Origin of the sequence: Devosia rhizoryzae (assembly GCF_016698665.1) — a bacterium.
Lineage (GTDB): Bacteria > Pseudomonadota > Alphaproteobacteria > Rhizobiales > Devosiaceae > Devosia > Devosia rhizoryzae.
In genome coordinates, this window is sequence record NZ_CP068046.1 from 2,606,809 (window position 1) to 2,619,956 (window position 13,148).

The 13,148-nt window shown below is 61.6% G+C and carries 14 protein-coding genes; 5 read left to right on the plus strand and 9 right to left on the minus strand.

Features of this window, described 5'->3' with window-relative positions; genetic code table 11:
* Nucleotides 1–6 precede the first annotated feature (6 nt).
* The 3 genes from bcsN to JI748_RS12770 all read right to left on the minus strand — a co-directional run bounded on the left by bcsN (nucleotide 7) and on the right by JI748_RS12770 (nucleotide 3,558).
* Nucleotides 7–909, minus strand: a complete 903-nt coding sequence (bcsN, locus tag JI748_RS12760; protein ID WP_201631238.1) for a cellulose biosynthesis protein BcsN — start codon at nucleotides 907–909, stop codon at nucleotides 7–9.
* Between the two features lie 337 nt (nucleotides 910–1,246).
* Nucleotides 1,247–2,320 carry a multiple monosaccharide ABC transporter substrate-binding protein gene (gene chvE, locus JI748_RS12765; RefSeq protein ID WP_201631240.1) on the minus strand — a complete coding sequence of 358 codons (1,074 nt, stop codon included), beginning with the start codon at nucleotides 2,318–2,320 and terminating at the stop codon, nucleotides 1,247–1,249.
* A 236-nt stretch (nucleotides 2,321–2,556) separates the two neighbouring features.
* On the minus strand, nucleotides 2,557–3,558 hold the full coding sequence (locus tag JI748_RS12770) for a glycosyltransferase (RefSeq protein ID WP_325166913.1): 1,002 nt from the start codon (nucleotides 3,556–3,558) through the stop codon (nucleotides 2,557–2,559).
* 72 nt (nucleotides 3,559–3,630) lie between these two features.
* Between JI748_RS12770 and JI748_RS17440 the strand changes: the two genes are divergently transcribed.
* The 4 genes from JI748_RS17440 to JI748_RS12785 all read left to right on the plus strand — a co-directional run bounded on the left by JI748_RS17440 (nucleotide 3,631) and on the right by JI748_RS12785 (nucleotide 7,562).
* Nucleotides 3,631–3,888 carry a hypothetical protein gene (locus JI748_RS17440; RefSeq protein ID WP_233280700.1) on the plus strand — a complete coding sequence of 86 codons (258 nt, stop codon included), beginning with the start codon at nucleotides 3,631–3,633 and terminating at the stop codon, nucleotides 3,886–3,888.
* Between the two features lie 85 nt (nucleotides 3,889–3,973).
* Entirely contained in the window at nucleotides 3,974–5,152 is a 1,179-nt protein-coding gene (gene crtY, locus JI748_RS12775) for a lycopene beta-cyclase CrtY (protein WP_201631244.1), read from the plus strand.
* On the plus strand, nucleotides 5,149–6,642 hold the full coding sequence (locus JI748_RS12780) for a phytoene desaturase (RefSeq protein ID WP_233280517.1): 1,494 nt from the start codon (nucleotides 5,149–5,151) through the stop codon (nucleotides 6,640–6,642). Before crtY ends, JI748_RS12780 begins: the two co-directional genes overlap by 4 nt.
* A complete protein-coding gene (locus tag JI748_RS12785) occupies nucleotides 6,639–7,562 on the plus strand; it encodes a phytoene/squalene synthase family protein (protein WP_201631246.1) in 924 nt (307 codons plus the stop codon). Before JI748_RS12780 ends, JI748_RS12785 begins: the two co-directional genes overlap by 4 nt.
* On the opposite strand, the gene JI748_RS12790 is transcribed toward JI748_RS12785, so the two are convergent.
* The 6 genes from JI748_RS12790 to JI748_RS17445 all read right to left on the minus strand — a co-directional run bounded on the left by JI748_RS12790 (nucleotide 7,563) and on the right by JI748_RS17445 (nucleotide 12,187).
* Entirely contained in the window at nucleotides 7,563–8,093 is a 531-nt protein-coding gene (locus JI748_RS12790) for a sterol desaturase family protein (protein ID WP_201631254.1), read from the minus strand.
* Nucleotides 8,094–8,099: 6 nt separating this feature from the next.
* Complete coding sequence (locus tag JI748_RS12795) at nucleotides 8,100–8,861, minus strand: fatty acid desaturase (protein WP_201631262.1); 762 nt, start codon at nucleotides 8,859–8,861, stop codon at nucleotides 8,100–8,102.
* Nucleotides 8,862–8,872: 11 nt separating this feature from the next.
* A complete protein-coding gene (locus tag JI748_RS12800) occupies nucleotides 8,873–10,075 on the minus strand; it encodes an ABC transporter permease (RefSeq protein WP_201631264.1) in 1,203 nt (400 codons plus the stop codon).
* A complete protein-coding gene (locus JI748_RS12805; RefSeq protein WP_201631266.1) occupies nucleotides 10,072–11,028 on the minus strand; it encodes an ABC transporter ATP-binding protein in 957 nt (318 codons plus the stop codon). The genes JI748_RS12800 and JI748_RS12805 overlap by 4 nt, the downstream gene beginning before the upstream one ends.
* Nucleotides 11,025–11,954, minus strand: a complete 930-nt coding sequence (locus JI748_RS12810; RefSeq protein ID WP_201631268.1) for a polyprenyl synthetase family protein — start codon at nucleotides 11,952–11,954, stop codon at nucleotides 11,025–11,027. The genes JI748_RS12805 and JI748_RS12810 overlap by 4 nt, the downstream gene beginning before the upstream one ends.
* A gap of 86 nt (nucleotides 11,955–12,040) precedes the next feature.
* A complete protein-coding gene (locus JI748_RS17445) occupies nucleotides 12,041–12,187 on the minus strand; it encodes a hypothetical protein (protein WP_233280701.1) in 147 nt (48 codons plus the stop codon).
* Between JI748_RS17445 and fni the strand changes: the two genes are divergently transcribed.
* Entirely contained in the window at nucleotides 12,122–13,117 is a 996-nt protein-coding gene (fni, locus tag JI748_RS12815) for a type 2 isopentenyl-diphosphate Delta-isomerase (RefSeq protein WP_233280687.1), read from the plus strand. The two genes, JI748_RS17445 and fni, sit on opposite strands and share 66 nt — an antisense overlap.
* The last annotated feature ends 31 nt before the right edge of the window (nucleotides 13,118–13,148 follow it).

Here is a 13,148-nt window from a genome sequence, read left to right on the forward strand (position 1 = left end):
CGCCTCCTAGTTCGAGGCGCCCGGCGGAGCCGGCACAATGACGGATGGAGAGGCCGGAGGGCGGGGCACGGTCGGACCGGCTTGCGAAGCGGCACCCGAGGAGGACGTTGCCGTTGGTGGTGGCACGATGGGCGCGCCGGCGGCGGGCGTGGGGATGACCACGGCAGGCGTGGTGACCACTGCGGGAGTGACCACGGCACGAACCGGGTTGGCGCGCGGGGCACGAGCCGGAGCTGGAGCCGGTGCGGTGGGGATCACTTCGGCAAAGCCCCCTGCCCCAACCGGACGGATGGGCACACCGATAGCGCCGATGGCCGCAGGCGCACGTCCCGGCGGAAAGAGGCTGGCGTCTAGGCGAAGCTTGTACATCACCTCGACCAGTTGCTGTTCGGTCGCGCCCTGCTGACACAACTGCAGGCGAATGGTGACGGTGCCGCGATCAAGTGCGCCCGAGGGCTTGAGCGTTGGCGCTATGCGCTGCCAGGCGTAGATGCAGGTGTCGCCGGTCGGCGGCTTGCCGATGGCATAGCCGAAGGGGCCATAGGCGTTCTGCACGAAGTAGGGTGAAACGGCCATGCCCGAATTTGGCCATGCAGCGAGGGCTTCTTCGGTCAGGTTGACCTGGGTAAAGGGAATGTCGCGCAGGCCTGAATCGTCGCCGTCGCTCCCTTCGCCGGCAAACAGGATGACGGACATCTTGTTCTCGCCGGCTGTGCGCGCATTGGTGGCAAGGAATATGTCTTGTCGGACGGCGTTGGTGAAGGTGGTCGAGACGACGCTGACGATAGCGGGGCCGCCGGGGGGCGGGATGATCACTGCGTCGGAGGCCACGATAAGACGAGCTTCGCTGGGCGGCAGTTCAGTGGTTGTGGCGCAGCCCGAAAGAGCCACAGCAAGGCCAACAGCCACGAGTGCCTTGTTCCACCAGGTGTGCTCGTTTCGTCCACACTGTTTCCGACCATGCATGCGAGTTCGACCTTGAGCTCTAGGCCATACTCTCACGGACCGGCCTTACGTCTTTATTGGCCGTTTCAGAATAGTTTAATACAAGTTAAGCAAAACCTAATTTGGTCAGGATTAGGTGTCGGCGCTGCTGGCCACGCCTACTTACGCCCTCCACCGAGTGGCACGACTACTGATGGCAAAGTGGTTGGGAACTGACCGGGAGGCATGACGCCGCCCCAAGGCAAATAGTGCAGGCAAGGGTGCAAGGCCCCGCCAGAAGCAGGGCCTTGCAGGGAGTGGACTACTGAAGGTCGGCTTCGTTGATGTAGCCGGAGTCGACAACCAGTTCCTTGTAGTTGGTCTTGTCGACTTCATAGGGGGTCAGCAGCAGCGAGGGGACGACCTTGACGCCGTTGTCGTAGGTGGTGGTGTCGAGATCCGTCGGCTCGTTGCCGGACAGGGCAGCGTCGATCAGGTCAGCGGTGACGCGGGCCAGTTCGCGGGTGTCCTTGTAGACGGTCGAGTACTGTTCGCCGGCAATGATCGCCTTGATCGAGGGGACTTCGGCGTCCTGGCCCGAGATGATCGGGTAAGGCAGGTCGCCCGAACCGTAGCCGATGCCCTTGAGCGAGGAGAGGATGCCGCGCGCAACGCCGTCATTCGGAGCAAGCACGGCGTCGACACGGGTGCCGTCCGAGTACTGGGCGGACAAGATGTTGTCCATGCGAGCCTGGGCAGTGGCGCCGTCCCAACGGAGGGTACCAACCTGGTCCATGCCCATCTGGCCGGACTTGACGACCAGCACGCCGCTATCGATCAGCGGCTGGAGAACGCTCATGGCGCCGTCGTAGAAGAAGAAGGCGTTGTTGTCGTCCGGCGAACCGCCGAAGAGCTCGATATTGAACGGACCCTGGTTCTCGGGGTAGCCGAGGCCCTTGAGAATCGAGTTGGCCTGCAGCACGCCGACCTGGAAGTTGTCGAAGGTGGTGTAGTAGTCGACATTTTCGGTGTCGCGGATCAGGCGGTCATAAGCGACGACCTTGATGCCGGCTTCACCGGCAGCTTCGAGTGCTGCGCTCAGCGTCGTGCCGTCGAGGGCGGCGATGATCAGAGCCTTGGAGCCCTTGGTGATCATGTTTTCGATCTGCGACAGCTGGTTGGGGATATCGTCGCCGGCATATTGCAGGTCGACGGTGTAGCCCTTGGCTTCGAGCGCGGACTTGAGTTCAGCGCCGTCCGAGTTCCAGCGCAGGGTGGTCTGTTCCGGCATGGAGATGCCGATGCTGCCCTTGTCCTGAGCGAATGTGGCGACCGGTGCGCCGAACGCCAGAGCGCCCACCATAGCGGTTGCGACCAGAGATTTGATCAGATTCATTCTTCACTCCCAAACTGGCGCGTTAGGAAGGGTGCGGGCAGCTTTTCGGGCATGGGTGCCGATTGTACCCGAGGTACATACAACACTGATGCAGCCCTAGCTTTTCCACGAGATCGGCGCCCTTGCGCCAATGGCCCTCCCAAGCCAGCCCTCAAGAATTACGGGATAGAAGACCAATCTGCAAGTAGCTTGAGGTACGTGCCTCCGAAGCAATTGGTGCGCAATGGGCGGGGCCTTTACCCGCTTATCGCCCTGCCCAATGCGCGCTCCAGAAGCTGCGCAGCGGCGGGGGCGCCGCCTGATGATCGGATTTCGTCCTGGAGCAATCCAGCCCGGGCTTTGTAGTCGGGCCGGTTCAAGAGGTCGCCCAGCGCTGCCGCAATGCGACCGCTCTCAGAGCGATGCGACAGCACCTTGCCAGCACCGGAGTGGACAAGTCGCGCACCGATGCCGGGTTGTTCGAAGGCCAGAGGCATGCAGAGGATGGGAAGCCCGGCGGCGAGTGCGTCTAGCACGGTATTGATGCCGCCATGCGTGATCACAGCGTCGGCTTGCGACATCACTTCCTGGTAGTTCACCCAGGGCAGAACCACATCCGCGTCGATGGTTGCCGCTTGCCGGGCCGACAGCCCGTTCGCGTGCGAAACGATGAGTTTGACGCCCAGCTGCCGGCACGCCTTGGCAATGCGCCGGAACATCGACAGGCGATGGTTCTGCAGCGTGCCAAGCGATGCGAATATGGTTGGCCTTGTGTCCTTGTTTTCCGTCACCGGCCAATCGTGTTTCGCGCGGCGAAGCGGGCCGACATAGTGAAAGCTGGGGGGCAGTTGCTGGCGCGGAAAGTCGAGGCCAGGGACCAATTGACTGATGTCCGCACGCGTCGACAGGCAATCCACGACTTTTTGGCGGGGCTGGAGACTCCACGCCGCCGACCATCGGGCAACAGTTCGATCGTGGCGCGCCGTCAGCTTATCGGCGACCCAGGTTCCGACGCGATTGCGCTCGATGGCCTTTGGAGAGTCCTCATATGGCCAGTGGAGAAAGGGCAAGGGCACCAGCGGCTCTCGGTTGATTGGATGAGCTGCTGCCAGCGACGCATAGGGAAGTCCCAAATGGTCGGCTACCAGCGCACCGGCAGGCTCGAGCTGATCGCTGACAACCGCCTCGATTCCATGCTGGCGCAGCAGATCGGGGGCCTGACGACAGAGCGAATTGGTCATTTCCGCCATCTCGCGCACAAGGCTCAGAACCCCGAAGGGAAGGCCCGAGGAGCGGGTGCGTTGGGTGAATGAGGCAGGTGTCCATTCGCATTGCGATGGATCGAGTGGGAGCGACTTGAAAACCGGATCGACGTCGAGAAGGGGATGGTGAACAAGGAAGCATTGATGGCCGCGATCGTTCAGCGCCGCCGCAAGTCCTGCGGCTGGGCCGAGGTGACCCTGCAGGGGTGGGCTGAAAAAAGCTATGCGCAAAGGCTTGTCTTTCGTCGGGGGCAGGCGCGGGTCCAGGCGATCGGCACCCGATTGCACCAGATATTTGCACGACCATTTCGTCAACCGCTGTTATAGATGATCCAGTCGCGGCGGCGCTTCGTTCTGAGTGTAGCGGCTTGGCGTGCCACACGAGCTATCCCGTGTCTACTTGGAGTTTTCATTGCCGCAGCAGGAAGGACAAACGCTGATTCTGGTGGGGGCAGGCCTTGCCAGCGCCTTGATCGCGCAGCGTCTGTCACATGCCGGTACAGGGCCGCGCATTATCATGCTGGAAGGCAGTGATCTTCCATTCGGTGAACACACCTGGTCGTTCCACGACCATGATGTCGAGACTGAGGATTTTGCCTGGCTAACGCCGCTGATCGCTCATCGCTGGATGGGTCAGTCGGTTCGCTTCCAGAACCTTCAACGGCACCTGACCTCTGGTTATGCCTCCCTCACCAGCGCATCGGTCGCTGCTGCAATGGCGAAACTGCCCAATGTCGACATCCGACCCGACGCGAGGGTTGAACGCGTTGCCGCAGGTCGGGTGTTCCTGGTAGACGAAACCGAGATCGCAGCATCATGTGTCATCGACTGTCGCGGGTTTCAGCCCAGCGATGCCCTGGTTCTGGGCTATCAGAAGTTCGTTGGTCTTGAGGTCGAGCTTAAGGCGCCGCATGGGCTGGTCGATCCGGTGATCATGGACGCTTCGGTGGACCAGGAGGATGGCTACCGCTTCGTCTACTCCCTGCCCTTTTCGCCGACGCGGGTGCTGATCGAAGATACGCGCTATGCGGATGGCGAGGCGCTGGATCAGTCAGAGCTGGTCGAGGCGGTGAAGCGCTATGCGACGGCCCAGAATTGGGTCATCGGCAGCATAGTTCGCACCGAGCACGGTGTCTTGCCGATCGCTTTGGCGCATGATTTCGAGAGTTTTTGGCAATTAAGACCGGTTGATGTGCCGCAGGCCGGCATGCGGGCGGGCCTCTTTCATCCAACGACCGGCTATAGCCTTCCCGAGGCGGTGCGCGTCGCAAATCTGGTGGCCTCCCGCTGGCCCCTTGCAAGTGCCGCCTTGGCAAAAGCCATCCGCGAACATGCTGCAAAACGGCACCGGCAGCAAAGTTTTTACCGGCTGCTCAACCGCATGCTGTTTCGGGCAGCTCAGCCGGAGAGGCGCCATCTCGTGCTGGAGCGGTTTTACAAATTGCCGCAGCCCCTGATCGAGCGGTTCTATGCCGGACGTAGTACTGCAGGAGACATCGCCCGCATCCTGGTCGGGAAGCCTCCCGTGCCTGTTCATCGCGCGCTTGCCGTCCTGCGGGAAGCGCCCTTATTGAAAGCAAGACATTCGTGACCAGCACAGAGAAGACGGCCGCTGTCATCGGTGCCGGATTTGGCGGTATTGCGCTCGCCATTCGCCTCCAAAGTGCTGGCATCAAGACTACGCTTTTCGAAAAGCGCGACAAGCCCGGTGGGCGTGCCTATGTCTATACCGATGATGGCTTCACCTTCGATGCCGGCCCCACCGTCATCACCGATCCCGATTGCCTTGAACAGCTCTGGGAACTCTCCGGGCGCAAGCTTTCCGACTATGTGACGCTGATGCCGGTGACGCCCTTCTACCAGCTCTGCTGGGAGGACGGGTACCGCTTCGACTATGCCAATGACCAAGCCGAGATCGATCGGCAGATCGCGACCAAGTCGCCGGAGGATGTGGAGGGCTACCGACGCTTTTTAAGCTATTCGGAAGACCTTTATCGCGAGGGCTACGAGAAGCTCGGCACCGTGCCGTTCCTCAACTTCTGGTCGATGATAAAGGTCGCGCCGCAGCTGATGCGGCTCGAGAGTCACCGCAGCGTTTATTCCAAGGTCAGCCAGTTCATCAAAGACGACCAGCTGCGGCAGGCGTTCAGCTTCCATTCGCTCCTGGTCGGCGGCAACCCGTTCCAGACGTCTTCGATCTATGGGCTGATCCATGCGCTTGAGCGCAAGGGTGGCGTCTGGTTCGCCAAGGGTGGCACCGGGGCACTGATCGCCGGCATGGTCAAGCTGTTCGAGGATCTTGGCGGGGTCGTCCATCTCAATGCCGAGATCGACCGCATCGACGTCGACGGCGATCGGGCCAAGGCGCTGGTGCTCAAGGATGGCACGCGTCATGAATTCGATCAGATCGCCTCGAACGCCGACGTGGTCCACACCTATAAGCATATGATGCGCGGCACGAAGCGTGGCGAGGCCAATGGCAAGGCGCTTGAGAACAAGCGCTATTCCATGTCGCTATTCGTGATCTATTTCGGGCTCAAGACCACGCATCCCGAGCTCAAGCATCACATGGTGCTGTTCGGACCGCGGTATCGCGAGCTGATTTCCGAGATTTTCAGCACCGATGGTCTTGCGGACGACTTCTCGCTTTACCTTCATGCCCCGTCGGTTACCGATGACAGCCTCGCGCCTCCGGGATCGAGCGCCTATTACGTCCTTTCGCCGGTGCCGCATCTTGGGACGGCGGATATCGACTGGGAGGTCGAGGGCCCGAAATATCGCGATCGCATCCTCAAGTACCTCAACGATCGCTACATCCCGGGCCTGCTCGACGATCTGGTCACTGTGCGGCATTTCACGCCGTTCGATTTCCGCGACGAGCTCAATGCGCATCTGGGCTCAGCCTTTTCGGTGGAACCGATCCTGACGCAGAGCGCCTGGTTCCGGCCGCATAACCGCGACGACGATATCTCTAATCTTTACATCGTCGGCGCCGGCACGCATCCGGGCGCAGGCATTCCGGGCGTCGTCGGTTCGGCCAAGGCGACGGCAGGTCTGATGATCGAGGACGCCAAGGCATGAGCGACGCGGTCGTCGCCAACAGCGAAGTCTCCATTGCCCAGGGCTCGCAGAGCTTTGCCGCTGCGGCCCGGCTCTTCGACAAGCAAACGCGCGACGATGCGGTGATGCTCTACGCCTGGTGCCGCTATTGCGACGACGTCGTCGACGGGCAGACACTGGGGCATGCGCAGGAGGCCGACTTTCGCTCGGGTCAAAGCGAGCGATTGGAACTTCTGAAACAGCAAACGGCGGCGGCTCTTAGGGGAAAGCAGAGCGACGACCCGGTGTTCGAAGCCTTGCGGCGCGTAGTGACGCGGCATCAAATCCCCCACCGGCATCCGCAAGAGCTGTTGGCGGGTTTTGCGATGGACGTTGCCGACCGGCATTATGAAACCGTCGAAGACACGCTGGTTTATTGCTACCATGTCGCCGGCGTCGTGGGCGTGATGATGGCGATGATCATGGGCGTGCGCGATCCCAAGGTTCTCGACCGGGCAAGCGATCTCGGGCTGGCCTTCCAGCTTACCAATATCGCCCGCGACGTGATCGACGATGCGCGGGTCGGGCGCGTCTATGTGCCGGCCGAACTTTTGCGCGAGCATGGCATTTTGGACATCCACCCCGATGATCGTTCGCAGTGGCCCGCGCTTCATGCCGCGGCGCTGGAGCTGCTCGATCTTGCCGAGCGCTACTACGCCTCGGCCTATACGGGCATGTCGTCATTGCCGCCGCGATCGGCCTGGGCCATCGGGGCTGCGAGGCGGGTTTATCGTGCGATCGGCAGCAAGCTGCGCGCAGGCGGACCGTCGGCCTGGGAGCAGCGCGTTTCGACCAGCAAAGCCGAAAAGATAAGGCTTTTGGGACTCGCTTTGGGCGATGTCGGCGCCACCCGCGTGATCAAGCGCGACATACCGCGCAACGGTCTTTGGCAGCGCCCTTAGCTACTCTGCGGCAGAGCGCCGATCGTCTTCTTTGAGCGCGTTCTGGTCAAAGCCGCGCTTGTTGGCGTGCAGTTTCTTGACCAATTCATCGACAGGCTCGGCATAAACAAAGCCGAAGGACACGCAGCCATCGCGCCCTTCAACGGCGTGGTGCAGGCGGTGGGCCTGGTAGACGCGTTTCAGATAGCCCTTTCGCGGCAGGTATTTGAAGGGCCAGCGCTGGTGCACGAGGCCGTCGTGGAAGAAGAAGTAGAGCACTCCATAGATGGAGATGCCGACGGCGATCCACCAGATCGGCCAGACATAGGCGCCGACCACGAACAAGAACACGGCAAAGATTGCGAAAACGACGGCATAGAGATCGTTCTGTTCGAGCGCTTCGTCATGCGGCTCATGATGCGACTTGTGCCAGCCCCAGCCCCAGCCGTGCATGATGTGCTCGTGCGACCAGGCGGCGAACCATTCCATGAACACGACGGTGCCGAGGACCAGCAGCGTTGGAATGAGGTAGTGCAGAACGGAATCGATCATCAGAACTCAGTCGGCAGTTGAACTAAGAATTGCGCGGCGATGCGCCGGCAGTTTCCACCACGGCACCCACGGCGCATCATGGTGCTCATGATGATAGCCGAAGTGGAAACAGGTCATCAAAGACATAAAAGGCGAGAAGTCGTTGCTGCGCGCGCGGTGCTGGTCGGCAAAGGGCTGCTCATCGATACGGTGGGGCCGGTATGTGCCGAAATAAAAGAGCTGCAGCGAAGACAGGATTGCCGGCAAAGCCCAGAATACCAGCATGGTGGGGAAGCGTTCGCGCAGGATGACGAGGTAGATCACGACCGCGATCGTCAGGATGCCGAACTCGCGCCAGCCGAAATAATGACGGAAGAATTTGTAGTACCAGGGCCAGAAGCTCGATGAATGGTCCGGGTCGAAGTCCGGGTCATCGGGGGTACCGGCATTGCGGTGATGGGCGTGATGGTTCTCGTGGAGCTTTTCATAAGAGAAGCCCGCATAGACGAAGACGCAGAAGCGGCCGATCGCCCGGTTGAGCGCCGGCACCTGCGGCGCGAGCGTTCCGTGCATCGAGTCATGGGCGACGATGAACATGCCGACGCTTAGCCAGCACTGCAGCAGGATCACGAAGGGCGCGGCCAGCCAAAGCCCGTTTTCGGTCCAGTTGACAAAGAAGATGGCGGTGATGTGGACGGTGAGCCACGCGGCAATGATCAGCGCAGCCAGAAAGAGGCCGGTCATCCCATCGGTGTGGCTCCGGGCCTTGTCGCTTGTCGAAACACTCATGTTCAAGCTCCTTAGAGCCTCAAACGCAACCTGGACACCAGCAGCGCGATCAGTAGGGCCACCGATGCGACCGTCACCAGCCATGCCAGGTCGGGCAGAATGTGCTCGAGGCCTTCGCCGCGCCACAGCACACCATGATAGGCTTCGATCGTCCACGCATTGGGCGTGAACCAGCCGATATCCTGCAACCATGGCGGCATCATGAAGCGTGGCACCATGGAACCGCCGATTGCCGAGCAGACGAGAACGATGAAGGTCGCGATCGTATGCGCCTGTTGCTTTGACGTGCAGATCGCAGCAACGGCGAGGCCGAGCCCGGATGCGGCAAGCGCGGCTGCGATGGTGGTCAGCAGCCAAAGCGGAAGATGAGGGAGGATGTCGACCCGGTAGACCAGCGCCGCAACCACAAAGATCAGAACGACCTGCACTATGCCCTGCACGGCGAGGAACAAGAACTTGCCTAGAACAACCACGTCGGTGCCGGCAGGACCGATCGCCACACGATCCACGACGCCGGAATTGCGCTCCTCGATCAGCGTGGCCGAACTCTGCATGGCGGAGAAAAGAAGAAAGAGGATCGCTACGGCGCCGGCATAATAGGTGACGGTTGCGCCGGAGGCGCGTTCCGGTCCCGTCATTCGGGTTTCAACCAGGTTAGGCGTCTGGGCAACTTCGCGTTCCGGATCGCCAAGCTCGGCGATGACTGCGTCGAGCCTGGCGGATTGTTCGGGCGTGAAGCCGCCGACGATGGAGGCGATCTCTGGCGCCGTGCGCGACAAAGCCAGGTCCGGCAATTGGAGGCCGATCAGGCGCTGCACCTGTCCCGAAAGGATCGCGCCGGCCAGTAGCTTTGCGGGGTCGACGAGGATCAGCACCGGAGCTGAGGCTGTGTCGCCCAGTTCTGCGGCAAGGATCAGCCCGACATCGGCTTCGCCGCTATCGACACTGGCGATGGCTTCGGCCTCGCTGGTGAAGGTCTGCTCCATGATGCGCAGCGACGGCTCGGTCCGAAGCGCGGTTTCGAGCCGATCGGTCAAGGCCGAGGGCTGGGCGATGGCCAACGCCACCTGTAGCCGCATTTCGTCGCCGGTCGCTCCCGAAAAAATGGCCGCGAAGATGACGAAGATCGTCGGCGGCAGCATGAAGGCCATTGCGAGTGCGCCGCGATCACGAATGAGGCTGAGGGTCATGACCCGAAGCATCGCGCCGATCATGCGGCCTCGCCCTGCCTTGCCGCGGAATCATCTCTGGAAAGGCGAAGAAAGAGGCTGTCGAGACCGGGTTCGCGCAGCCTGATCTCGCGCGTCAGGAGACCAGACCGCTCAAGCGCATCGGTCAGGTCCTGGACCGTCCGTTCATTGCCCTGCCCCAGCATCGACCAGTTCAGATTGCCATTCGACGGCGAAAATCCAGCGCGGCGCAAAGCTTCCCCTTGGGGCGCCGTAGGGCTGGCGCGCAGTTCGACGATGATTTCGCGCTGATTGCCGAAGGCCGCAAAGATCAGGGTTCGCGGGCTGCCATGGGGGGCAATGACGCCATTGCGCAGAAAGCCGACGCGCGAACAAAGGAGCTCGGCCTGGTCCAGATCGTGGGTTGCGAGCAGCACGCCCATGCCCACATGGCTGAGCTCCTTGATGACCTCGTGCAGCCCGTTCCGGGCATCGACATCGACCCCCACCGTCGGCTCGTCCAAGATCAAAAGATCGGGCCGATGCAGGATCGCCGCCGCGATATTGACCCGGCGCTTCCAGCCACCCGAGAGATACTCGACCCGTTCACCAAGGCGGGCCTGGATGTTGGAAGCCCGGCTGGCCCAACGAACGGCATCGTCGGTCTCGGCTCGGCTCAACCCTGAGAGGCGGCCGAAAACTTCGAGGTTTTCCTGGGCCGTAAGGTGCGGGTATAAGGCGATTTCCTGCGGCACAAGGCCAACACGGCCCAGCGATTGGCGGCTGACTGGCTGCCCCATGATGGCAACCGAGCCGCCTATGGGCCGGATGCGCCCGGCAATGGTGCGGATCAGGGTAGTCTTGCCGGCACCATTGGGTCCCAGGAGACCAAAGATTTCACCCTTGGCGACATGAAGGTCGAGGCCCTGCAGGACCTCGCGGCTACCGTAACGCGTGCGCAGTTCTCGTACTTGCAGCGCGGGTAGCGCTTCAGTCATGGAAGGCTTGCCTTGGGCATTTTGAACAGACGCTGCATGAGCTCGCGGAGAGGATCGGCATTAACCCCGCTCTCTACCAGCGCCTGATCGGCACGCGCCAAGTGTTCCTGGCAGCTGAGCTGGGCTTTGCTCGCGCCGAACAGCGAGACCAGGGTTGCCTTGCTGCCGTCCTTTTGCACGTCCTTGCCCAGTTCACCCTGCGAGGCACTGATGTCCAAAATGTCGTCGGCTGTCTGGAAGGCGACCCCGAAATGGCGCGCAAAGCGTTTGACCGCCTCAACCCGATCATCGTCCATGCCGCTCAAGATCGCCCCCATCTCGGCAGCAGCGACAAACAAGACGCCGGTCTTGAGCCAATTCAATTCCTCGACCTCGGTGACCCCGATGAGACTGTCGCGGCCGTTAACGTCGATTTCCTGCCCGGCAACCAGCCCTTCCCAGCCTACTGCGTCAGACAACAACGCTGACAACCGGAGCCGCTTGGCTTCGGCAATGCCGTCGAGCCCCGCAATAATACCGAATGCCTTGGTGAGCAGCGCAATCGCAGCCAGGATTGCAGTCGACTGCCCAAAGGCGATGTGGGTGGTTGGACGCTGCCGCCGGAGTTGCGCATCATCCATGCAGGGCAGGTCGTCGAGGATCAGCGAGGCCGTATGCACCATTTCGACCGCGCAACCAGCATCCAAAACGGCGCCTTGCTCCCAAGGTTTGGGCTCGGCGATCAGATAGAGCAGGACTGGGCGCACCCGCTTGCTTTCACCCAGGAGCGCATGGCGCACAGCCTGTTGCAGATTGGGCGGAACGCCCGGCAGATCGGTGACGAGTTGCTCGAGCCGATGCTCAACCGCGCTGCGCACGGAGATCGCATCTGCGATGTCCCCGGAGCGGGATGAATTCAGATCGAGTGAGGCATTCGAGGACGTCATCGGCAAATCCCGTGTGGAGGGAAACATAGTCGGTGAACCGAAAGCGCGTCCACCACGTAAATGTGCAATAATTTGGTCTTCCAATGTCAGCGTGCAGACGATTGCTGATCACGCGAGAGAGGCTGGTAGGGCGCGTGCTGCAGGATCGTAAGAACGAACATCTCGATATTGTCCTTGGCGGTCTCGGCCGGTCCGGAGCGCATACCGGCTTCGAAAGTATCGCCTTCGAACATGTTGCGCTCCCTGAGCTTGATATGGCCGATATCGAGCTTGGTACGGACTTTATTGGAAAACGGATCAATGCGCCGCTCCTGGTGAGTTCGATGACGGGTGGCCCGGAGCGCGCTGCCGACATCAACCGCAACCTTGCCATTGCGTGCCAGTCCCTGGGTATTGCGCTGGCGGTGGGGTCGCAACGGATCGCCATCGAAAGCGGGGCACAGGCGGGGCTCGGGGCCGAGCTGCGGCAGCTGGCGCCCGACATTCCGCTTCTGGGAAATATTGGGGCAGCACAGCTCAACCTCGGCTTTGGCGTGGATCAAGCGCGTCGTGCGGTGGAGATGATCGGTGCCGATGCGCTGATCATCCACCTTAATCCGTTGCAGGAAGCGGTTCAGCCGGAGGGCGATCGGAACTGGCGTGGGCTGCTCGGCAAGATCGAACAGCTTGCATGCGAGCTGGGTGTTCCGCTTGTGGTCAAGGAAGTGGGTGCCGGAATTTCGGGCAGGGTCGCGCGCCGGCTGGCGGATGCCGGCGTTTCGGTGATCGATGTTGCAGGTGCCGGAGGCACGAGCTGGGCTGCGGTGGAAGCCGAGCGCGCCCGCGTGCCGGCGCAAGCGGCGGTTGCGCGCGCTTTCGCCGATTGGGGCATCCCGACCGCGCAGGCGATCGTAGAGGTTCGCGCCGCCTGCCCCGATGTTCAGATCATCGGCTCGGGCGGCATACGAAATGGTGTGGATGTGGCCAAGGCGATCAGGCTGGGTGCCAATGTCGTCGGACAGGCCAGCGGCATTCTCGATGCTGCCATCCGCTCTCCCGAAGATGTCATCGAGGCGCTTTCGGTCACGATGACCCAGCTTCGCGTGGCTTGCTTTTGCACCGGCTCCACCAACCTTGCGGCACTTGCAGCCGCGCCGATCCGCGACGTGAGCCGCTTCGGCTAAAGGGCGCTGCAGCAGAAATTCGGACCTGCGT